Origin of the sequence: Pseudomonas sp. COW5, from assembly GCF_026240005.1 — a bacterium.
Lineage (GTDB): Bacteria > Pseudomonadota > Gammaproteobacteria > Pseudomonadales > Pseudomonadaceae > Aquipseudomonas > Aquipseudomonas kribbensis.
The window spans coordinates 2,127,556-2,149,930 of the sequence record NZ_JAPHVP010000001.1 but is presented as its reverse complement, the minus strand read 5'-3'; the positions used below and the strand labels follow the sequence as shown (position 1 = coordinate 2,149,930).

Here is a 22,375-nt window from a genome sequence, read left to right as displayed (position 1 = left end):
CCGTTGTTCCTCGTCCTGTGACGGATTCGGAACAACGCTAACAAGGTGATCCGGGAAATGATGTCGGACGTTTCCCAATAAAATCGGTTGAAGAGCCCGCCCTACAAGGCCTTGGCTTCAGTCCTACATCTTTTTCCTACAAGGTTTCGTGAAGATTCTGCAGGGGGTATCAGTTGAAGGAAATACAGAAGTAGCCCAACTGCGGATCCCGCCCCATCGCCGGCACTCGTGACACGAAAATGTCCTCCACCCGGCCGAACACCGGCAACTCCAGTGCGCACAGGCCGTCGACAAATTCCGTCGGCTCCAGGCTGTTGAATTCGAGGCAGAAGGGCATGCGTTCGCTGTAGCGCATTTTCGCCGACGGGACTTCTTCAAGGTGAGCGAGTTGAATCGGCAGTGCTGTGCCATCCGGCAGGTGCAGTGTGCGTTGTTGCCCCAGCAACGGCTGGAGGTGTTCGATCTGAACCGATTGCAGCATGGTCTGACTCCAGAGAAAAAACGAAACGTCCGGGGGCTCGGGGCCCCCGGACGATTGCTCAGTTGCGCGACGGAAAGAGACCGTTCAGGGCAACGCTGAAGTTGAGGACCAGGAAGGGGTTCATGATGCCCAGCGGCTGGCTGCCGCCGGTGGAGGAAATGTCGCCGGTGACGGTGGTGGTCACACCTTTGAGTGGCACCGGCGTGGCGCCCTGGGCGTCGGAATAGATGTTCGCCGAGCCGGGGCCGCCGCCGGAGGCACCGATGTAGGAATTGGTGGCAGTCGGTACGGTCGCCGGATTGCTGGCGGGTACCGCCAGCGACAAGGCCGTATTGGCGGTGAGACCGGTCATCGCGTGGGTGTGGTTGGGCATGTTGGCAATGGTGGCGGTGACGCTTTCCGTACCGGCCACCTGACCGATGACGCGCGGCGTCAGGCCCAGACCGTTGCCCTGGGCCATTGGCACTCGGCCCTGCAGGTTGGGCAACTGAAAGTTGGTCGTGCCGTTGCCGCCGTAGTAAGTGCCCAGCAACGCAAACAACGCGTTGTATTGCGCAATGGAAAGGATCTGTCCATTACACAGGGCCCAGCCACTGGGAGCGAAGTTGAAGGCGAACGGTTGAATCGTACCCATAAAGACTTCCATGGTTCCTCATCCTTCTGTTATGTGGTTGGCGCGCCGCGCGTTAGCCTGTGTTGCCGGGCAGGTCGAAACGCTTTACTGACTCCTTCCATTTGCGCGGGCAGGTCACGCCAAGCCGTAGCGTAGACCCGGATCGGCGGACTTGCCGGACGTCGTCGCGGCCGCGCGTCGGCTTCGGCTCTGGCCTACAGTGTGCGCAATGAATGGCGCTGTTTTTTACTCGGAATACCGTAAGGGAAGGTTGATGGAAGCGCGTCGAGAGACTCCGCTGGGGGATACCCAGGACCCGTTTGCCGCACCGAATGCCGGTGTCCGGCGTCTGCTGCGCTGGGTTCGTCAGCAGTGGCTGATACCGATTTTGCTGTTGGCGACCGTCGTGCGGTTTTATGACCTGACCGCTGCCGCGATCTGGGGTGACGAAGGCTCCAGCCTGCTGCTGGCGCGCTATACGCTGGGCGGTATCTGGGAGCACGCCGCGTTCGATGTGCATCCGCCGTTGTATTTCATGCTGCTGCACGGCTGGATCGGACTGTTTGGCGAAGGGATCCTGTCGATCCGCAGCCTCAGTGCCCTGGCCGGCATCGCTACGGTCGGGCTGGGCATGTGCCTGGTCGATCGTCTGGCGACCCGTCGCGCCGCGATCATCGCCGGGGTGTTGCTGGCGCTGTTGCCGACGGCGGTGCGCTACAGCCAGGAAGTGCGCATGTACTCGCTGCTCGGCCTGTTGCTGGTCGGCACCACTCTGGCGTTGATCTGCTGGGTCAGACGCCCGCAGCGCCGACGGTATCTGGTGATCTATGCGCTGCTGATGAGCGCCGCTTTGTATACCCACTATTTCGCGGTGCTGGCGGCGCTGAGCCATTGGCTGTACCTGGGGCTGATCCGCCTGTTGCCGGGCTATCGCTTGCGGCATATCCAGCGCAAGGACTGGTGGCTGGCCAATCTGGCGATTGTCGCGCTCTACCTGCCGTGGCTGCCGAACCTGCTCGATCTGACGCAACACATGGAAGAGCTCAAGGTCGGTGGCGATGTGGGCTGGGAAGATCCGGTGACCCTGTCCTCGCTGCCGTCGATGATCTGGCTGTGGCTGATCCAGAACGAGGGCGATCATCTTCCACTGCTGCTGTTCTGCGGCATGCCGCTGGCCATGCTGGCGCTGGCGGGCGTGGCCGTCGCCCGTGACCGCAGCGTGAACCATGGCAGTGTGTTGCTGGCGCTCTATACCGGTGTGCCGTTGTTTCTGGTGTTCGCGGTGTCGTTCATCAGCCCGGTGTTCATCGAACGCTATCTGACGGCCTATGCGTTGGGCCTGCCGATGCTGGCGGCGCTGGCCATCGACCGCCTGTACAGCCGCGTTCGCGTATTGGCACTGGCGGTGCTGGTGGCGTTTGTCGGAATCGAAATGGTCGGGGTGAACACCAACGCCACGGTCGATCCGAATGACCAGTTCAACGTGATGGTCGATCACGTCAACCAGCACTTCGTCAGCGGCGACCGGATTGTCACCAGCGACATGCTCTGGTACCTGAGCTACGTCTACTACAACCGCACGGATGCGCAAATCCGGTTGTATACGCCGCCTGCCGCCGACGGGCGCTCGACGCGTCCGAACCACTACGGTTTCGGCACACTGGTGTCCGATGAGGTTTATCTGGATCGTCTCGCGGATCTGCCAAAGGACAGTTCCCGGGTCTGGCTGATCGGTGACCTGGACCCCGAAGTCGCGGACCCGTTCCTGCCTCTGCCCAAGACCTGGCAGTTGCGTGAACAGTCCAATGCTGGCGGGGCGAAAGCGCGACTTTTCGTTGTGGAAAAGGACGATCGTACCAACGGGGAATGACTTAAACGCTTCACCTTACTGTTCGCGATAAGAAATGGTCGAACAAGTCCGTTTTGCTCTATGTTGATGTCAAAACACTACTAGTCGAAAGGGTATTGTTGGACTACGCTCGTCGGACAAAAGGACTTACAAAGTAAGGTGAAGGGATTGCAGCAGTTCCACTTTATCTCCGGCTTGCCGCGCTCGGGCTCGACCCTCCTTTCTGCGATCCTTTTGCAGAATCCGCGCTTCCATGCCGGCATGACCAGCCCTGTCGGCGCACTGTTTTCCGGTGTCCTTGAACAATGCAGCGCCGGCAGCGAATTCGGCGCGGTGATCGACACCGACATGCGCCGTCGCCTGCTGCGCGGCCTGTTCGATTCCTACTACGCCGACAAGGCTGACAAACCGGTGGTGTTCGACACCAACCGGCAGTGGAGCTCGCGCCTGCCGGCCATCAATGATCTGTTTCCCAAAGCCAAGATCATCGCCTGTGTGCGCAACGTCGCCTGGGTGATGGACAGCCTGGAGCGGCTCTACCGCGCCAACCCTTACGAAAACACCAAGCTGTTCGGCGATGCCGTCGAGCGCAACACCGTCTACAGCCGCTGCGAAACCCTGGCCCAGCGCAACCGCCTGGTGGGTTTTGCCTGGGCGGCGCTCAAGGAAGCCTATTACGGCGAGCACGCCGATTCGCTGCTGATCGTCGATTACGATTTGCTGACCCAGGCTCCGGAGCGCGTGCTGCGGCTGGTCTACGATTTCATCGGCGAGCCGTGGTTCGAGCACGATTTCGAACACCTGGCCTATGACGCGCCGGAGTTCGACCAGGCCCTGGGTGTGGCCGGCCTGCACAAGGTCAAACCCAAGGTCGCCCTGCAGTCCCGGCGCACGATTCTGCCGCCGGACCTGTTCAAGCAATACGCCGATCTGTCCTTTTGGCTCGATGGCTCAGCCAGCGCTGCCAATGTGATTCGTATGAAGTCCGACGCCGCGATCAGTTGATCGCGGCGTTTTTCATTGATGCGTTTACAACTGTTCGAGTCCGGGTGAGCAACATGTGGTGGAGCAAGCAAAAGTCGCGGGTAACCGAGGGCCAACGGACGCCGGCTGCGCCGCTGATCATGTCGCTGGAGCCGCGCATGCTGTTCGACGGTGCTGTCGCGGCCACCGTGGCCGATACCGCCGCGGCCCAGCCCGACAGCCATCCCACCGCCGATGCGGCCAAGGCGCCGACCGCCGATCATCCGGTGGCGAGCAAGGATACCCACGGTCAGGCAGATGCCACGCCGGCTGCCAGCCCTGTGGCGGTGCCGGGCCAGGCTGTGGTGTTCGTCGATGCCCGGGTCAAAGATGCCGACAGCCTGCTTAAAGGCGTCGCCCCTGGCACGCAAGTGGTCAAGCTCGATGCGAGTAAGGACGGCTTGCAGCAGATCGCCGATTACCTCGATCAGCATCAGGGCATCAGTACCGTGGAAATCATCGCCCACGGCAACGCCGGTGACCTGTGGCTCGGCAACAGCTATCTGTCGGCGGACAACGTTGCACAACGCAGCGCCGTGCTGGCGGAAATCGGCAAGGACATGAACGTCGGTGGCGACATCCTCATTTACGGCTGCTACACCGCGGAGGGTGACCGTGGCCTGAGCTTCGTCGACTCGCTGGCGCAACTGACCGGCCGCGACGTGGCGGCTTCGAACAACCGCACCGGCGTGGGCGGCGACTGGGATCTGGAGATCGCCACCGGCAAGATCGAGAGCGCCAACGTGCTGTCGGCCCTGTCGATGAGCGAATATCAGTGGGGCCTCGCCACCTGGACCGCCACCAACAATGCGAACACCGGGGTCGGCTCGCTGCGCGCGGCGCTGGCGTCGGCGCAAAACGGCGACATCGTGACCTTCAGCAGCGGCATGACGGTTCAGCTCACCTCGGAACTGTTGATCAACAAGAACATCACCGTCGATGGCGACCTGAACAATGACGGCGTCGCCGATGTCACCCTCGACGGCCAGTACAAGACCCGGGTGGTGGAAATCACTTCCGGCAGCACCGTGACCCTCGACGGTCTGGTGATTACCCGGGGCCTGGTTTCGGGCAACGGCGGCAATGGCGGCTACGGCGCGACCGGGGCCATGGGCGGCGGGATTTTCAACGCCGGCATCCTCACGCTGAACAACGTCTCGGTCACCGGCAACGCGGCAGCGGGCGGTGGTGGCGGCGGGGGAGTCACGGGCGCCAACTACGGCGGCGGTGGTGGCGGTGGCGGTGGCCTCGGCGGTCAGGGTGGCGGTCATGGCGGTACGGCCGGGCCGGGCACCGGTACGCTGGGCGGCCAGGCCGGCAGCGGCGGTGTCGGCGGTTACGGCGGTGGCTACGATGCGACGCACATGGGCGGGCGCGGCGGTTCCACCATCGGCGGCGCCGGCGGTGTCGGCGTGTCCTATTACAGTAACGGCGGCAATGGCGGCACGGCCAACAACGGCACCATTGCCATTGGCGGTGGTGGCGGTGGCTCGGGCTGGGACAAGGTCGGCGGTGTCGGCGGCAACGCGGCCGGCGGCATTTACAACGCCTCTACCGGCACCCTGAAAATCGTCGGCACCTCTGTCATCAGCAACAACATCGGCGCGGGCGGCGGCGGTGGCGGCGGCAGTGGCCAGGGCAGCAACAACCTCAACGGCGGCGACGGCGGGCGGGGTGTCGGCGCGATCTGGAACCAGGGCGGCACGGTACTGATCACGGCCTCCAACTTCAGTGCCATCAGCGGTAACGCGGCGGGCAGCGGTTCCGGCGGCTCAGAGCTGGGCGGCGGTGTGACGGGTTCCGTGCCGTTGGCTTTTGCAGCGATCTACAACAACGGCGGCACCCTCAACACCGCCTATGTGGAACCACCGACCGCCACCATCGTGATGTCCGACACCGCGCTGAAAATCGGCGAAACCTCGCTGGTGACCATCACCTTCAGCCGCGCAGTCACCGGCTTCACCAATGCCGATCTGACCATTGCCAACGGCACGCTGACATCGGTCAGCAGCAGCGACGGCGGCCTGACCTGGACCGCGACCTTCACCCCGACCAACAACATCACCGACGCCACCAACCTGATCACCCTCGACAACACCGGGGTGACCGCGATCAGCGACGGCGTGGCGGGCGTCGGCACGACCAGCTCCGTCAACTACGCAATCGACACCGCGCGGCCGACCGTGACCATCGTGATGTCCGACACGGCGTTGAAGATCGGCGATACCTCGCTGGTGACCTTCACGTTCAGCGAAGCGGTGACCGGTTTCACCAACGCCGACCTGACCATCGCCAATGGCACGCTGAGCGCAGTCAGCAGCAGCGACGGCGGCATTACCTGGACCGGGACGTTCACCCCGACTGCGAGCATCACCGACACCACCAACCTGATCTCCCTGGACAACACCGGAATTGCTGACCTGGCCGGCAACGCCGGCAGCGGCACCACGGATTCGCCCAACTACGTGATCGATACCGTGCGACCGACCGCGACCATTGTCGTGGCCGACAGCAATCTGGCGGCGGGCGAAACCTCGCTGGTGACGATTACCTTCAGCGAAGCGGTCAGCGGTTTCACCACCGCCGACCTGACAGTGGCCAACGGCACCCTGACCGGCCTGAGCAGCAGCGACGGCGGCATCACCTGGACCGCCACGCTCACGCCGACCAACAACATTACCGACACCACCAACCTGGTCACCCTGGACAACACCGGGGTCGTCGATCTGGCCGGTAACGCCGGCAGTGGCACCACCAACTCCAACAACTACGCCATCGACACTGCGCGTCCGACCGCGACCATCGTGGTGGCCGACAACAACCTGAAAATCGGCGAAACCTCGCTGGTGACCATCACCTTCAGCGAAGCGGTGACCGGTTTCACCAATGCCGACCTGACCATCGCCAATGGCACGCTGACAGCGGTCAGCAGCAGCGACGGCGGCATCACCTGGACGGCCACGTTCACGCCGACCGCCAGCATCACTGACGCGACCAACCTGATCACCCTGAACAATACCGGCATCGCTGACCTGAACGGCAACGCCGGTGTCGGCACCACTGATTCGAACAATTATGCGATCGACACCCAGCGTCCGACCGCGACCATTGTCTTGTCCGATAACGCGCTGAAAATCGGCGAAACCTCGGTTGTGACCATCACCTTCAGCGAAGCAGTGACCGGTTTCACCAACGCCGACCTGACCATTGCCAACGGCACGCTGAGCGCGGTGAGCAGCAGCGACGGCGGTATCACCTGGACGGCGACGTTCACGCCGACCAGCAACATCACCGATGCCACCAACGTCATCACCCTGGACCAGACCGGCGTCTCGGATCTGGCCGGCAACGCCGGCAGCGGCACCGTCGATTCCGGCAACTACGCCATCGATACCCAGCGTCCGACCGCCACCATCGTGGTTGCCGACAGCACCCTCACGGCCGGCGAAACGACCCTCGTGACTTTCACCTTCAGTGAAGCGGTGACCGGCTTCAGCAACGTCGACATTGTGGTTGCCAACGGCACCCTGACGGCGGTCAGCAGCAGCGACGGCGGCATCACCTGGACCGCAACCTTCACACCGAACGTGGGCGTCAACGACGCGACCAACCTGATCACGCTGGCCAACACCGGCATCACCGACCTGGCCGGCAACGCCGGCAGCGGCACGACCAACTCCAACAACTACACCATCGACACTGTGGTGCCGACCGCGACCATCATCATCTCCGACCCAAGCCTGAAAATCGGTGAAACCTCGCTGGTGACCATCACCTTCAGCGAAGCGGTCACAGGCTTCACCAACGCTGACCTGACCATCGCCAACGGCACGTTGAGCGCGGTCAGCAGCAGCGACGGCGGTATCACCTGGACGGCAACGTTCACGCCGACCACCAACATTACCGACGCGACCAACCTGATCACCCTGGACAACAGCGGGGTTCAAAACCTGTCGGGCAATGCCGGCATCGGCACTACCGATTCGAACAATTATTCGATCGACACTCAGCGCCCGACCGCCACCATCGTGGTTGCCGACACGGCACTGGGCGTCGGCCAGACCTCACTGGTGACCATCACCTTCAGCGAAGCGGTGACCGGTTTCACCAACGCCGACCTGATCATCGCCAACGGTACGCTGAGCGCGGTGAGCAGCAGCGATGGTGGCATCACCTGGACCGCCACGTTTACGCCGGCGGCAGGGATCACCGACACCACCAACGTCATCACCCTGGACAACACAGGCATCTCCGATCTGGCGGGTAACCTCGGCAGCGGCACCACCGATTCCAACAACTACGCCGTCGACAGTCAGCGGCCGACGGCGACCATTGTCATGACCGACAGTGACCTGCGCCCAGGCGAAACTTCGCTGGTGACCATCACCTTCAGCGAAGCCGTGACCGGATTCGACAATTCCGACCTGAGCGTCGCCAACGGCACCCTGAGCAACGTTTCGTCGAGCGACGGCGGCATCACCTGGACGGCCACGTTCACACCGAACATCGGCATCACCGACCTCACCAACCTGATTGTCCTGAACAACACCGGCATCACCGACCTGGCCGGCAACACCGGCACCGGCACCACCAGTTCGGCCAACTATCAGATCCAGACCCAGGTGCCGACCGCGACCATTGTGGTTGCGGATACTTCACTCAGGGCCGGGGAAACTTCGCTGGTGACCATCACCTTCAGCGAAGCGGTGAGCGGTTTCGACAACAGTGACCTGACCATCGCCAACGGCACGTTGACCAACGTCAGCAGCAGCGACGGCGGTATCACCTGGACCGCGACGTTCATCCCGACCGCCAATGTCACCGACGCCACCAACCTGATCACCCTGAACAACGCCGGGGTGGCCAACCTGTCGGGCAACAGCGGCGTCGGCACCACCGACTCCAACAACTTCGCTATCGACACCGCGCTGCCGACCGCCACTATCGTGGTCGCCGACAATCGCCTGGGCATCGGTGAAACCACCACCGTGACCATTACTTTCAGCGAGGCGGTGAGCGGGTTCGATCTGTCGGACATCAGCGTCGCCAACGGTGCGCTGTCGAACCTGACCAGCAGCGACGGCGGCGTGACCTGGACCGCGACCCTGACACCGACTGCCGGCGTCAACGACGCTACCAACCTGATCGTCCTCGACACCGCCGGCGTTCAGGATCTGGCCGGCAACGCCGGGGCGAGCATTGCCATCTCCAACAACTACATTCTCGATGCGACCCGGCCGACGGTGAACATCGTGGTCGCCAACCCGCACCTGGGCATCGGCCAGACCACCACGGTGACCTTCACCTTCAGCGAGGCGGTGAGCAATTTCGACCTGTCGGACCTGAGCGTGACCAACGGTGACCTGAGCAACCTGAGCAGCAGTGATGGCGGCAAGACCTGGACCGCGACCTTCACCCCGACCGCGAACGTGACTGACCCGAGCAACTTCATTGCTCTGGACACCAGCAACGTAACCGACCTGGCGGGCAACGCCGGCAGCACGGTGGCGGTGTCGAACAACTACGCCCTCGACAGTGAGCGGCCGACCGCCACGGTGGTGGTCGCCAATCCGAACCTGGGCGTCGGCCAGACCTCGCAGGTGATCATCACCTTCAACGAAGCGGTGACCGGTTTTGACCTGTCGGACCTCAGCGTGGCCAACGGCACCCTGTCCAACCTGAGCAGCAGCGACGGCGGCAAGACCTGGACCGCGACCCTGACGCCGAACGCCAACGTCAACAGCGCCAGTAATGCGATCAGCGTCAACAGTGCCGGGGTCAACGACCTGTCCGGCAATAGCGGCAGCGGGATCAGTCAGTCCGGCAACTATGTGATCAACACGGTGCCGGCCGTGCCTCCGACATCACCGCCGGTGGTGGTATCACCGGATCCGGAGTTCCGCATCGACGTTCCAGTCGTTGCGCCGCCGCTGCCCGATGTGCCGCTGCAACCGACCATCTTTGCGCCACCCACCGGTGGCCTCGGTTCACCGCTGACCTTCCCGCCGCTGTTCGAGCAACGGGTGATCGGCAATGGCATCCGTCCGCTGGGCGACATCTTCATCAACCACGGCGCGTTGAGCCCGAGCTTCATTGCCCAGGTGTTCACCAGCAGCGACAGCGGCGGTGATGGTTCAGGCCATGGCTTCCTCGGTTTCGGTGGGGGTGATGGCGGGGTGTTCGGCATCAGCACACTGTCGAGCCTGTTCAACCAGGACAGTGCCGCCGAGCGGGACTCACTGAACGCCTTCAACAGCCATTCGATCCGGGGCGGCGACGTGTCCCAAGGCCTGCGCGGTGTGTTCGGCGCGCCGACCCTGGGCCAGCAACTGCAAGAGATCAAGGACAGCGAGCAGCATCGGGTCGACAACCTGGCGGCGGCTCTGCAACAGGTCGGCATCAGCGAAATGCCGGCCTGACAACACACAACAACTCAATATGTGCGGGACCTAGGGGCGATCCAGGGATGAAGAAAAGTCAGAAACTGTTCGGCGCCAGCCTGCTGGCGCTGGCGATCAGCGGATGTGCAGTCACCAGTGAACCGATCGAACGCAGTGTCAGCGAACAACGGGCCAAATCTGACCTGCAAACCATGTACAAGGGCCAGGAACCGCTGCGCGGTCCGCTGACCCTGCACCAGGCCATGGCCCGCGCGGTGAAATACAACCTCGAAGGTCGCTTGAAGATCATGGAGGAAGCGCTGGCCAAGCGGCAGCTCGACCTCGCCAGTTTCGACATGCTGCCGCGCATGGCGCTGGACGCCGGCTACGTCGGGCGCAACAACGTCAGCGCTTCCAGCAGCCAGAGCGTGCGCACCGGCACCCAGTCCCTGGAACCGTCGACCTCCCAGGACCGCGACCGCAACGTCGCCGACCTGACCATGGTCTGGAACGTCCTCGATTTCGGTGTCAGCTACATCAACGCCAAGCAGCAGGGCGACCAGCGTCTGATCGTTCAGGAACGCCGGCGCAAGGTGATCAACACCATCGTTCAGGACGTGCGCTCCGCCTATTGGCGGGCGATGGCGGCCGAACGTCTGCTCAAGCAGATCGACAGCCTGATGGCGCGGGTCGATGCGGCCCGGCGCAATAGCGAAAGCATGAGCGAGCAGCGCATCGGCGATCCGGTGCAGTCCCTCGGTTATCAACGTTCGCTGATCGAAGCCACCCGCCAACTGGAAGAGCAGCGTCGTGCGCTGTCGCTGGCGAAAACCGAGCTGGCGACCCTGATCAACCTGCCGATGGGCACCAATCTGACGCTAGCTGCTGACGACGGTTATCAGATCCCGGAACTCAAGGTCGATATCGCCAAACTGGAACAGGAAGCCCTGACCAGCCGCCCGGAACTGCGCGAGCAGGATTACCAGACCCGGATCAGCGCCGCCGAAACCCGCAAGGCGATGTTGCGCATGCTGCCGGGCCTGGAGTTTTCCGCCGGCGGGCACTACGACAGCAACTCGTTCCTGGTGAACGACCGCTGGGCCGACTACGGCGTGAAAGTGACCTGGAACCTGTTCAACGTGATCTCCGCCCCGGCCGCCATCGATGTGGCCAAGGCCGGCGAAGAAGTCGCCACCGCACGCCGTCAGGCGATGTCGATTGCGGTGCTGGCGCAGCTGTACGTGGCCAACGCCAACTATCAGGAGGCGCTGCGTCAGTTCAAGACCAACCAGCAGCTGTCGGACATCGACGGGCAAATCGTCGGTCAGTTGCGCAACCGCCATCAGGCGGCGGGCATCGGCGAACTGGATCTGATCCAGGGCGAACTGAACAACCTGCAAGCCGACTTGCGTCGCGACCTGTCCTACGCCGATCTGCGCAATGCCTATGGCCAGATCTTCGCCAGTGCGGGGCTCGATCCGCTGCCGGATCAGGTGCAGTCGACCGAGGTGCAGTCGATCGCCACGGCGCTGGCCAACCGCGAAGCGGCGTGGGCGTCGGGGGATATTTCGGTGCCGGTGGCCCATGCCCCCGCGAAGTGATGTGCTGGCGCCGACCGCCAGTATCAGCCGTGCGCAACGCGAGGCCCGCAACGGTCATCGCGGCACGGCGATGTTGCTGACCGGGTTGCCTGCAGCAGGTAAATCGACCCTTGCTCAGGCGTTGCATGCCGAGTTGTTCAGATGTGGTCAGCAAAGTGTGGTGCTCGACGGCGATGGCTTGCGCGTCGGGCTCAACCGCGACCTGGGATTCACCGATGCCGACCGGCTGGAAAACATCCGCCGCGCCAGTGAACTGGCGGCGCTGCTGGTGGAAAACGGGCAGATCGTGATTCTGGCGATGATCGCGCCGCTGGTGGAGTTGCGTCAGGTGTTCGCCCAACGTCTGGGCGATGACTATCGCGAAGTATGGTGCAGCGCCGCGCTGGCGGTGTGCGAACAGCGCGACCCGAAAGGGCATTACGCCCGGGCACGACGGGGCGAGCTGGCGGGGTTCACCGGCGTATCGGCGCCTTACGAGCCGCCGGCTCAGGCTTCATTGGTGCTCGATACCGGCACGCTGACGGTCGAGGCCTGCCTTGACCGGTTGCTGACCTGGCTCGGCGAGTCCGCTGTGTTGCCAAGGGCATGAGCCGTCCGGCGTTTTCACGGCTGCCGGTAACGGTGGATCTGCCACTGCTGTTGCAGGCACTGGCAGCGATTGAAAACGATGCCTGGCGCGAGCATTTCAACACGACCTATTTCGCCGGCGACTGGAGTGGCGTGGCGCTGATTTCCGCGGCCGATGCGTTGACCGAACTATCTCCCGGAACCGCCGAGCCCGTGCAGCGAGCCCCTTGGCTGAATGACCTCCGCTGGCAGCAGGCGCTGCAGGATCTGCCGCTGGAGATCGTCAGTGCGCGGCTGCTGCGACTCGGGCCCGGCGGGCAGATTCATGAGCATCGTGATTACGACCTCGACGGACCGGCCGCCGATCTGCGGTTGCACATTCCATTGCTCAGCCCGCCCGCCGTGGATTTCTGGCTCGATGGATTGCGCATGCCGATGACGGCAGGCGAGTGTTGGTTTCTCGATCTTGCGCGTCCGCACCGGGTCGACAATCGCGACAGCGCGGCACGCATTCATCTGGTCCTCGACTGTCGCCCCGGCGCCTGGCTGGAGCAGATGATTGCCGACGGTTTGCCGAGTACGCCGCAGCCTGATGCCGAAGATTCGGCATTGCAGCGTTTTCAGCGTCTGCTGGTCGCGGATCCCGCGTTGTCGGCGACCCTGCAGGCGTTGCGCGATCCCGAAGCGTTCATCAGCCAGACACTGGCGTTGGCCGTCGAGCGCGGCTTGTCATTCTCCCGGGAAGAACTGCACGCAGCGATGCGCAACGGGCGCCGGTCGTGGAATGAACAATGGCGAGTCTGAATCTGCACGGCTGGTTGCCGATCCGCATCTGGAAAAGTGCCGGTCAATGGCAGGTGGACTGGTGCTGGTTTGGCGAAACGCCGCTGCACCAGCCGTTTTTTCGCGAGGCGGTGGAGCAGGCGCTGCAACTGCCGTTCAATCAGGCGTTCCGAAGACAAACCCCTTTGTCGGCGCTCACGAATTGGCAGACGCTCAGCCCCGGCCTCGCGCCGAGCGCCTTCATCCTGCATGCCTCGCGTTGCGGATCGACGCTGATCAGCCAGATGCTCGCCCGCCTCGACGATCACATCGTGATCTCGGAACCGCCGCCCCTCGATACCTTGCTGCGCAGCGATCTGCCGGCCGCCGAACGCCGTGCCGCCATCAACGGGTTGCTCTCGGCCTACGGCCAGTGCCGGCGCGGGATGGAGCAGCGGCTGGTGATCAAGCTCGACGCCTGGAACATCGGTGAATGGCCGTTGCTCCACGAATGCTTCCCCGATACGTCTTGGTTGTTTGTCTATCGCGATCCGCTGGAAATCGCCGTTTCGCATCTGCGTCGCCCGGGTATGCACATGGTGCCCGGCCTGCTTGGCGAGTGCGTGCTGGACGACGACCTGCCATTCGAGGGGCGTGAAGATTTCATCGCCCGCAGGCTCGGACGTCTGCTGGAGGCGGCGCGCTTGCACTGCGCTGATTTCGGCGGGCTGCCGGTCAATTACAGTGAGTTGCCCGAGGCGATGGCAGGACGGCTGGCGAGGTTTTTTCAGCTGAATGCCGAACAGTGTGAACAGGCGCTGACCGCTTCGGCACAGCATGCGAAGCAGCCGTCACAGGCGTTTGTCGCCGATGGCGAAAGCAAACGCCGCGAAGCCTCTCCACTGTTGCAGGCGCGGGTAGAACGGTGCGCGGGAGCACCTTACGAAGCGCTGGAGCGTTTGCGCGCGATCACGACTTGGCCGACAGATCCGCCATCCCCTTGAGCAATTCGATCGGCAACGGGAAGACGATGGTCGAGCTCTTGTCGCCGGCAATCGAACTCAGGGTCTGCATGTAGCGCAATTGCATGGCGCCAGGCTGGCGACCGAGCATTTCGGCGGCCTGCATGAGTTTTTCCGAAGCCTGCAATTCGCCTTCGGCGTGGATCACCTTGGCTCGCCGTTCCCGCTCGGCTTCGGCCTGTCTGGCGATGGCGCGGACCATCGATTCGTTGAGGTCGACGTGCTTTATCTCGACATTGGCCACCTTGATGCCCCAGGCATCGGTCTGGGCGTCGAGCACTTGCTGGATGTCGATGTTCAACTGTTCGCGCTCGGCCAGCAGTTCGTCCAGTTCATGCTTGCCGAGTACCGCGCGCAGGGTGGTCTGGGCCAGTTGGCTGGTGGCCACCAGGAAGTCTTCGACCTGGATGATCGCTTTCTGCGGATCGAGCACCCGGAAATACAGCACCGCGTTGACCTTGACCGAGACGTTGTCGCGGGTGATCACATCCTGCGGCGGCACGTCGAGGACGATGGTGCGCAGATCGACCCGGACCATTTGCTGCACCACCGGAATCAACAGGATCAGCCCCGGCCCCTTGACTTGCCAGAAGCGCCCGAGCTGGAACACCACGCCGCGTTCGTATTCACGCAGGATGCGGAACGTCGAGCCCGCGAGGGCGATGAGCAACAGCAGCAGCGCGACAAAACCGATTTGCAGACCCATGATCACTCTCCGAGCGGTGCCGCGTCAGCCGCGGCCACTTGCAGCAACAAGCCCTTGCGCCCGACCACCCGCACCGGTTGCCCGGCGTGCAGCGGCGTGGCACTCGACACTTGCCAGCGTTCTCCTTGCAATTGCACCCAGCCATTGCGGGTGTCCGGCGACTCCACGACGGTCACGGCCGTCACGCTACCAACCAGGCCGGCGTCGCCGCTGACCGGGTGTCGCGGCCGGGTTTTCAGGGCACGAACCAGCAACGCGATCAGCAGCAGCGCGCTGACCAGCCCGAGGCCGATCATCATCGGCACCGGCAGCTCGGCGTTACTCAGGATCAGCGCGCCGATCACGAACATGACGATGCCGCCCAAGCCAATCACGCCGTAATTGGGCAGCGCGGCTTCGGCGATCAGGAACACGATGCCCAGGGTGATCAGCCACAGGCCGATGGGATCGATGGCGTGCAACGGGATGTCCGCAGCCAGGGACGATCCGCTCAGCAGCATCAACAGGACAAACGCACAGCGACGGATGTTCACGTGACCCTCCGGGAGAGTCATGGGGGTTCTCTTATCAGTCTAGTTGAGCCTGCGGTCGGAGGAATTCTGATCAGTTCCAGCGTCGCCAGTGGGCGGATTTACCTTCATTCACGGCTTGCCCGGCTAGACTTTCCAGAACAGGAACAACGTTCATCACTGTCCGCCGCGCAGCGTCCGGCGGGCACCGAGGTGCATCATGCGTATGGCAAGAAAAGTGCAAAGCAGCCTGACCCGGGCGCAATGCCAATACGACGTAGTCTCCCATCCGCACTCGAGCAGCAGCCTGGAAACGGCTCGGGTTTCGGGGATTCCGGCGGAGCGGGTGGCCAAATCGGTGATTCTCGACGACCACCACGGGCATTACCTGATGGCCGTGCTGCCCGCCAGCCGCCATCTGGACCTGAGCAAAGTGCGCACTAGCGGCGAGTGGCAGATCACTCGCGAAAGCACCCTGGCGCACCTGTTCGATGACTGCGAACGCGGCGCGGTGCCGCCGTTGGGCGATTCCTATGGACTGGACATGGTCATCGACCCGCTGGTGACCCGGCAGAAAGATATTTACCTGGAGGCCGGCAACCACAACAACCTGCTGCACATGAGCATGCCCGAGTTCCTGAAAATGGTGCCCCATGCCCAGGTGCGGGAGTTGAGTCAGTAGGTTTTTTCAGCGTCTGTGCCGACGCCAATCACGAGCAGGCTCGCTCCCACAGGTTCTGCAATGAATCTGTGGGAATGTGGCTTGCTCGCGAAATGTTTTTATCCACTGAGTCTTCGAAGGAGTAGAACAATGGAAAATCCAACACACAGCCTCCCATCCCTGTTCAAACAACTCGGCCTGCCCAACGACCCGGTCAGCATCGACCAGTTCATCGCCGCCCATTCCCCGCTCAAGCCCGAACTGCACCTGTGCGACGCGTTTTTCTGGACCAAGAGCCAGGCGGATTTTTTGCGGGACGAGATTCTTGACGATGCGGATTGGGCGGAGGTGGTGGATCAACTGGATGTGATGTTGAGGAAGGGGCGGGCGGGGTAACTGTCAGTCTGCCGTTCGTAAGTCGGGTTAACTCATCCGGTTGCCTGTGATGATTATTTAGACCAGAATCACGACCTCAATTGAGGTCTTTTATTATGCAGAGTGTTCTGGCCGATATGGCTGTCAGTGTTTCTGAACTGAAAAAAAATCCTTCTGCGGTGCTCAACGGCGCGCATGGAGGAGCGGTAGCTGTCCTGAATCACAACCGGGTCATGGGGTACATGGTGCCGGCTGACGTTTACGAAGCGCTGATGGAGCGGCTTGACGATCTCGAGTTGGCAGAAATCGTTCGTTCGCGCAGTCATGAGACTCCCATACCGGTGAGTCTGGATGACCTATAAGCTCGAATTCCTGCCTTCTGCTCACAAAGAGTGGAACAAACTGGGTCATACGCTGCGCGATCAATTCAAGAAGAAACTGGCTGAGCGCCTGGAGTGTCCTCGCATTCCAGCTGATTCCCTGCATGGGATGCCTGACTGTTACAAGATCAAACTCAAGGCATCCGGTTATCGCCTGGTTTACCAGGTGATCGAAGAGCGGGTGGTTGTCTCGGTCGTCGCGGTCGGTAAGCGTGAGCGTGGAGATGTTTACGAGAGCGCCAAGCGACGTTGAGTTAAGGCGTGCCTGCCAATTTGTTTCAAAACTTGACTGAATTTCCCCTCCAATGCCATATTGATAGTTAGCAAACTAACAGTGTGTGCATTCCTTCGTGCCGAACAACCTCGAATCCCTCCAGATGAACATCAGCAGTGCCATGGTGGTGGCCGCCAGGCATTGGCGGAAGATCTGCCAGACCACGCTGGTCAACTATGGAATTTCCGAAGCCTGCGCGGTCCCGCTCTTGATGATCGGGCGGCTGGGGGAGCGCGTGCATCAGGTGCAGGTGGCGCAGGCGGCGGGGATCGAGAGTCCTTCGCTGGTGCGGTTGCTCGATCAGTTGTGCCACGCAGGCTACGTCTGCCGCACTGAAGATCCGCAGGATCGCCGGGCCAAATGCCTGAGCCTGACCGACACCGGCCGCGAACTGGTGCAGGCGGTGGAAGGCGAGCTGGTGCGTCTGCGTCATGAAGTGCTCGAAGGCATCGACCGGAGTGATCTGGAAGCTACGCTTCGAGTATTGAGAGCTTTCGAAGCGGCCAGTCCGCCAGCGGTGACCCATCCGTGAACGGCTTTTTTTCCGGCATTCCTCCGGCCCGGGACTGGTTCTACGGGATACGCACTTTCGCGGCCTCGATGATCGCGTTGTATATCGCTTTGCTGATGCAGATGCCGCGTCCGTACTGGGCGATGGCCACGGTGTACATCGTTTCCAGCCCGTTCCTCGGGCCGACCAGTTCCAAGGCGCTGTATCGGGCGATCGGTACGTTCCTCGGCGCCGCTGCGGCGGTGCTGTTCGTGCCGATGTTTGTCCAGAGCCCCTATGTGCTGGTGGTGGTCATCGCGTTGTGGACCGGGATTCTGCTGTTCCTGTCCCTGCATCTGCGCACCGCCAACAACTACGCGTTGATGCTCGCCGGCTACACCTTGCCGCTGATCGCCCTGCCGGTAGTGGATAACCCGCTGGCGGTGTGGGACGTGGCGGAAGCGCGGACTGAAGAGATCTTCCTCGGCATCGCGGTCGCTGCCGTGGTCGGTGCGATGTTCTGGCCACGGCGCCTGGCGCCGGTGTTCAACGATGCCGTGGGCAAGTGGTTCGCCGACGCGACCACCTACAGCCTGAAATTCCTCAGCCGTGACGTGAATCCCGAAGAAGTCACCGCCCTGCGCATGGCCATGGTCGGCAGTTTCAACAGCCTGGAATTGATGATCGGCCAGTTGCCCCACGAAGGCGCGCGGCCGCAGACGGTGCGCAACACCAAGGAACTGCGCGGGCGGATGATCCATCTGCTGCCGGTGATCGATGCGCTGGAGGATTCGCTCTACGCCCTCGAACGGCGCACGCCGGAACTGGTGGAAAAATTCGCGCCGCTGCTCACGGCCACCCGTGAATGGCTTGGCTACAAAGACGCCGATCTCGACCGCTGGCAAGCCCTGCGGGATCAGCTCGAAGCCCTGCAACCAGGCGCCGAAGCCCTGGAAGATCGCAAGCAGTTGCTGTTTTCTAACGCGCTGTACCGCCTCGGCGAATTCATCGATCTGTGGCAGGACTGCCGCAGTCTGCAGGACGCGATTCTGTGCGAACGCCAGGACAGCTGGCGCGCGGTTTACCGCCACTGGCGCCTCGGTCGTCTGACGCCGTTCCTCGACCGTGGGCTGATGCTTTACTCGGTGGCGTCGACCATTCTGGCGATCATCGTCGCCTCGACATTGTGGATTCTGCTGGGCTGGACCGACGGCGGCAGCGCGGTGATTCTGGCGGCGGTGTCGTGCAGTTTCTTTGCCTCGATGGACGACCCGGCGCCGCAGATTTACCGGTTCTTTTTCTGGACCGGGATGTCGGTGCTGTTCGCCAGTCTGTACCTGTTTCTGGTGCTGCCGAACCTGCACGATTTCCCGATGCTGGTGCTGGCGTTTGCCATTCCGTTCATCTGCGTCGGTACCCTGACGGTACAGCCACGGTTTTACCTCGGCATGCTGCTGACGCTGGTCAACACCTCGTCGTTCATCAGCATCCAGGGCGCCTACGACGCCGACTTCTTTGCGTTCGCCAACTCCAACCTGGCGGGGCCGCTGGGGCTGTTGTTCGCTTTCATCTGGACCCTGATCGCCAGGCCGTTCGGTGCCGAACTGGCGGCCAAGCGCCTGACCCGTTTCAGCTGGAAAGACATCGTCAGCATGACCGAGCCGGCGAACCTCGCCGAGCACCGTCAATTGGGCGTGCAGTTGCTCGACCGCCTGATGCAGCACCTGCCGCGTCTGGCGCTGACCGGTCAGGACACCGGCATCGCCATGCGCGAAGTGCGGGTGGGGCTGAACCTGCTCGATCTGCTGGCCTACACCCCGCGCGTGACCGGTGCGCCGAACGCGTTGCTGCAGCAAGTGGTGGCCGAGGTCGGCGAGTATTTCCGCGCCTGCCTCAAGGCCGGCGAACGCCTGCCGGCGCCCAGCGCCTTGCTGATGACCATGGACCGCACCCGTCGTGCGCTCAATGGTCACGGTGATGAAGAAACCCGACTACACCTGTTGCACGCCTTGAGCGGTTTGCGTCTGGCGCTGTTGCCCGGCGTCGAATTCGTCTCCAGTGCCGAGCCCGAAGAACCGCTGCCCGAAGGAGCGCCCCTATGATCGGTGACCTGGACATCAGCGGCATCTTCCTGCCGACCCTGCTGGTGCTGATGGGCATCACCTACGTGTTGTTCGTGCTGGTACACGGCGTGCTCACACGCCTGCATTTCTACCGTCTGGTCTGGCACCGGGCATTGTTCAACGTGGCCCTCTACGCCGTGATGCTGTTCGGCGTGGACTCACTCAGTCGATACCTGATGACATGAAAAAACCGTTTTTGACTATCGGTCGCGTGATGCTGACCTTGCTGATCGTGGCTTTCGCCGTCGTCGTGGTCTGGCGCATGGTGATGTATTACATGTTCGCGCCCTGGACCCGTGACGGCCACATTCGCGCCGACATTGTGCAGATCGCCCCGGACGTGTCCGGGCTGATCCAGCAGGTCGAGGTCAAGGACAACCAGTTGGTGAAACGTGGCCAGGTGCTCTTCAGCATCGATCAGGACCGTTTCAAACTGGCGTTGCGTCAGGCCAAGGCAGCCGTTGCCGACCGCGAAGAAACCCTGGCTCAGGCCCAGCGTGAAGCCAAGCGTAACCGTGGCTTGGGCAATCTGGTGCCGGCCGAACAGCTGGAAGAGAGCCAGTCGAAAGTCGCCCGCGCGCAATCGGCACTGGCTGAAGCGCTGGTGACGGTGGACAGCGCCCAGCTCAACCTCGACCGCTCGGTGATCCGCAGCCCGGTGGACGGCTACGTCAACGACCGTGCGCCGCGCGCACAAGAGTTCGTCACCGCCGGGCGTCCGGTGTTGTCGGTGGTGGACAGCAATTCGTTCCACATCGACGGCTATTTCGAAGAGACCAAACTCGACGGCATCCATATCGGTCAGTCGGTGGATATCCGCGTGATCGGCGACCGCGCCCGTTTGCGCGGGCATGTCGAAAGCATCGTCGCCGGCATCGAAGACCGTGACCGCTCGAGCGGCAGCAACCTGCTGCCCAACGTCAACCCGGCCTTCAGCTGGGTGCGTCTGGCCCAGCGGATTCCAGTGCGCATTGCCTTCGACGACGTGCCGGATGACTTCCGCATGATCGCCGGGCGTACCGCCACGGTCTCGATCATCGATGATCAGCAGGAGCCCGCGAAATGAGCAGGGCCCTGATGGTCGCCGGTTTGGGGGTGATGTTGTCGGCCTGCTCCATGGTCGGGCCGGACTATCACCTGCCGGGCGATGCGGCGATTCAGCGCAAGGATTTTCAGGGCGATCTGGCGGTGGCCGGCAAGCCTGTGGTTTCTACGCCGGTGCCGGCGGACTGGTGGCGGCTGTATCGCGATCCGCGTCTGGACCAACTGGTGCAGCAGGCCATGGCGTCCAACACCGATCTGCGGGTGGCGGCGGCGAACCTGTCGCGGGCTCGCGCGCAGGTCGATGAGGCCGAGGCGGCCGGGGGCTGGAGCGGTGGCGTGAAAATGGGCGCCCAGCGCTTGCAGGAGTCCGGTCAGGCGTTCCTGCTGCCGGAGAAAGTCCCGGTGGCCAATGTCGCCGACATCGGCATCAGCGCCTCGTATCAGTTCGACCTGTGGGGCGTCCTGCAGCGCGGGATCGAAGCGGCGAAAGCCAACGCCGACGCGACCCAGGCCGCCGCCGACACCGCGCGCATCACCCTGGTCGCCGATGTGGTCCGGGCTTACACCCAGGTTTGCGCGGCCAACGAAGAGCGGGAAATCGCCCAGCATTCCCTCGACCTGCAATCCCAGAGCACCACGCTGATTCAGCGCCTGCGCGATGCCGGGCGCGGCGACGAAACCCAGGTCACCCGTTCGCAGACTCAATTCAAGTCCCTGCGCGCTGATCTGCCGCGCTATGAAGCGGCGCGTCAGGCCGGGCTGTTCCGTCTGTCGATGCTGCTGGCCAAACCGGTCGATCAATTGCCGGCCGGCACCGCGACCTGCGCCGAACTACCGAAAATCGCTCAATTGGTGCCGGTCGGCGATGGTGCGGCGCTGCTCAAGCGTCGGCCTGACATCCGCCAGGCCGAGCGTCGCCTGGCCGCCGCGACCGCCGGCATCGGCATCGCCACCGGCGAGCTGTACCCGGACATCAGCATCGGCGCGACCATCGGCACCGTCGGCATTGTCTCCGACCTTGGCGACCCGTCGACCAACCGCTGGGGCTTTGGCCCGTCGCTGAGCTGGAAAGTGCCGACCAACGGCGCCCGGGCACGTATCCGCGAAGCCGAAGCCTCAACCCAGGGCGCACTGGCGCATTTCGACGGCGTGGTGCTCAACGCCATCCGCGAAACCCAGACCGGTCTGGCTCAGTACACCGCGCTGTTGCAACGCCGCGATGCCCTGGCCGATGCCGAGCAGTCGGCGAAGCTGGCGGCTGACCAGACGCACCGCTTCTTCCAGGCGGGCCGCGAGTCGTTCCTTGCCGACCTGCAAGCCACCCGCACCTACACCGATGTCACTGCGCAACTGGCCGCCGCCAACACCCAGGTTGCCATGAGCCAGATCGATTTGTTCCTCGCCCTCGGCGGCGGTTGGGAAAGCGGACGAACGCAAGCCTCGAGCGCCAGCAAACCCTGAGGCCGTTGCTATGCTTTGAAGTGTTGGAGGGGCGCCCTGAGCAAGGCGCCTTTC

Annotated in this window: 20 protein-coding genes; 16 read left to right on the top strand and 4 right to left on the bottom strand. The window is 62.9% G+C overall.

Features of this window, described 5'->3' with window-relative positions; all coding sequences use genetic code 11:
• Positions 1-169 precede the first annotated feature (169 nt).
• Together OQ248_RS09735 and OQ248_RS09730 are read right to left on the bottom strand one after the other, a co-directional pair.
• Positions 170-481 carry a hypothetical protein gene (locus tag OQ248_RS09735; protein ID WP_265812718.1) on the bottom strand — a complete coding sequence of 104 codons (312 nt, stop codon included), beginning with the start codon at positions 479-481 and terminating at the stop codon, positions 170-172.
• Between the two features lie 58 nt (positions 482-539).
• Positions 540-1,127 carry a tail fiber protein gene (locus tag OQ248_RS09730; RefSeq protein WP_085733413.1) on the bottom strand — a complete coding sequence of 196 codons (588 nt, stop codon included), beginning with the start codon at positions 1,125-1,127 and terminating at the stop codon, positions 540-542.
• A 241-nt stretch (positions 1,128-1,368) separates the two neighbouring features.
• Here OQ248_RS09730 and OQ248_RS09725 point away from each other — a divergent pair, with 241 nt between their 5' ends.
• The 7 genes from OQ248_RS09725 (at position 1,369) to OQ248_RS09695 (ending at position 14,280) form a co-directional block, all read left to right on the top strand.
• Positions 1,369-2,964: a glycosyltransferase family 39 protein gene (locus tag OQ248_RS09725; protein WP_265812717.1), complete on the top strand. Its 1,596-nt coding sequence runs from the start codon at positions 1,369-1,371 to the stop codon at positions 2,962-2,964.
• Positions 2,965-3,102: 138 nt separating this feature from the next.
• Entirely contained in the window at positions 3,103-3,948 is an 846-nt protein-coding gene (locus OQ248_RS09720; protein WP_265812716.1) for a sulfotransferase, read from the top strand.
• A gap of 53 nt (positions 3,949-4,001) precedes the next feature.
• Positions 4,002-10,385 (top strand): Ig-like domain-containing protein, encoded by a 6,384-nt coding sequence (locus tag OQ248_RS09715; RefSeq protein WP_265812715.1) that lies wholly within the window; start codon positions 4,002-4,004, stop codon positions 10,383-10,385.
• 47 nt (positions 10,386-10,432) lie between these two features.
• Positions 10,433-11,947 (top strand): TolC family protein, encoded by a 1,515-nt coding sequence (locus tag OQ248_RS09710; protein ID WP_265812714.1) that lies wholly within the window; start codon positions 10,433-10,435, stop codon positions 11,945-11,947.
• Positions 11,931-12,536: an adenylyl-sulfate kinase gene (gene cysC, locus OQ248_RS09705; protein WP_265812713.1), complete on the top strand. Its 606-nt coding sequence runs from the start codon at positions 11,931-11,933 to the stop codon at positions 12,534-12,536. Before OQ248_RS09710 ends, cysC begins: the two co-directional genes overlap by 17 nt.
• Positions 12,533-13,318, top strand: coding sequence for an aspartyl/asparaginyl beta-hydroxylase domain-containing protein (locus OQ248_RS09700; protein WP_265812712.1), 786 nt, complete (start codon positions 12,533-12,535; stop codon positions 13,316-13,318). Before cysC ends, OQ248_RS09700 begins: the two co-directional genes overlap by 4 nt.
• Complete coding sequence (locus OQ248_RS09695; protein WP_265812711.1) at positions 13,306-14,280, top strand: sulfotransferase family protein; 975 nt, start codon at positions 13,306-13,308, stop codon at positions 14,278-14,280. Before OQ248_RS09700 ends, OQ248_RS09695 begins: the two co-directional genes overlap by 13 nt.
• Here OQ248_RS09695 and OQ248_RS09690 read toward each other — a convergent pair.
• On the bottom strand, positions 14,246-15,004 hold the full coding sequence (locus OQ248_RS09690; RefSeq protein WP_114880952.1) for a slipin family protein: 759 nt from the start codon (positions 15,002-15,004) through the stop codon (positions 14,246-14,248). The two genes, OQ248_RS09695 and OQ248_RS09690, sit on opposite strands and share 35 nt — an antisense overlap.
• A gap of 2 nt (positions 15,005-15,006) precedes the next feature.
• Positions 15,007-15,558: an NfeD family protein gene (locus OQ248_RS09685; RefSeq protein ID WP_265812710.1), complete on the bottom strand. Its 552-nt coding sequence runs from the start codon at positions 15,556-15,558 to the stop codon at positions 15,007-15,009.
• A gap of 175 nt (positions 15,559-15,733) precedes the next feature.
• On the opposite strand from OQ248_RS09685, the gene OQ248_RS09680 reads away from it, so the two are divergent.
• From OQ248_RS09680 to OQ248_RS09640, 9 genes are all read left to right on the top strand, one after another.
• The gene (locus tag OQ248_RS09680) at positions 15,734-16,195 is read left to right on the top strand and encodes a YbaK/EbsC family protein (RefSeq protein ID WP_085712631.1); all 462 of its coding nucleotides are present in this window, start codon (positions 15,734-15,736) and stop codon (positions 16,193-16,195) included.
• 129 nt (positions 16,196-16,324) lie between these two features.
• A complete protein-coding gene (locus tag OQ248_RS09675; RefSeq protein WP_065257452.1) occupies positions 16,325-16,570 on the top strand; it encodes a DUF2789 domain-containing protein in 246 nt (81 codons plus the stop codon).
• Between the two features lie 95 nt (positions 16,571-16,665).
• Complete coding sequence (locus OQ248_RS09670; RefSeq protein ID WP_065257453.1) at positions 16,666-16,911, top strand: type II toxin-antitoxin system Phd/YefM family antitoxin; 246 nt, start codon at positions 16,666-16,668, stop codon at positions 16,909-16,911.
• Complete coding sequence (locus OQ248_RS09665; protein WP_265812709.1) at positions 16,901-17,182, top strand: type II toxin-antitoxin system RelE/ParE family toxin; 282 nt, start codon at positions 16,901-16,903, stop codon at positions 17,180-17,182. The genes OQ248_RS09670 and OQ248_RS09665 overlap by 11 nt, the downstream gene beginning before the upstream one ends.
• Before the next feature lie 124 nt (positions 17,183-17,306).
• Positions 17,307-17,735, top strand: coding sequence for a MarR family transcriptional regulator (locus OQ248_RS09660; RefSeq protein WP_248738715.1), 429 nt, complete (start codon positions 17,307-17,309; stop codon positions 17,733-17,735).
• Complete coding sequence (locus OQ248_RS09655) at positions 17,732-19,795, top strand: FUSC family protein (RefSeq protein ID WP_265812708.1); 2,064 nt, start codon at positions 17,732-17,734, stop codon at positions 19,793-19,795. Before OQ248_RS09660 ends, OQ248_RS09655 begins: the two co-directional genes overlap by 4 nt.
• Positions 19,792-20,001, top strand: a complete 210-nt coding sequence (locus tag OQ248_RS09650) for a DUF1656 domain-containing protein (protein ID WP_265812707.1) — start codon at positions 19,792-19,794, stop codon at positions 19,999-20,001. Before OQ248_RS09655 ends, OQ248_RS09650 begins: the two co-directional genes overlap by 4 nt.
• A complete protein-coding gene (locus tag OQ248_RS09645; RefSeq protein WP_265812706.1) occupies positions 19,998-20,882 on the top strand; it encodes an HlyD family secretion protein in 885 nt (294 codons plus the stop codon). The genes OQ248_RS09650 and OQ248_RS09645 overlap by 4 nt, the downstream gene beginning before the upstream one ends.
• Positions 20,879-22,321 (top strand): efflux transporter outer membrane subunit, encoded by a 1,443-nt coding sequence (locus OQ248_RS09640; RefSeq protein WP_265812705.1) that lies wholly within the window; start codon positions 20,879-20,881, stop codon positions 22,319-22,321. Before OQ248_RS09645 ends, OQ248_RS09640 begins: the two co-directional genes overlap by 4 nt.
• Positions 22,322-22,375: the final 54 nt, after the last annotated feature.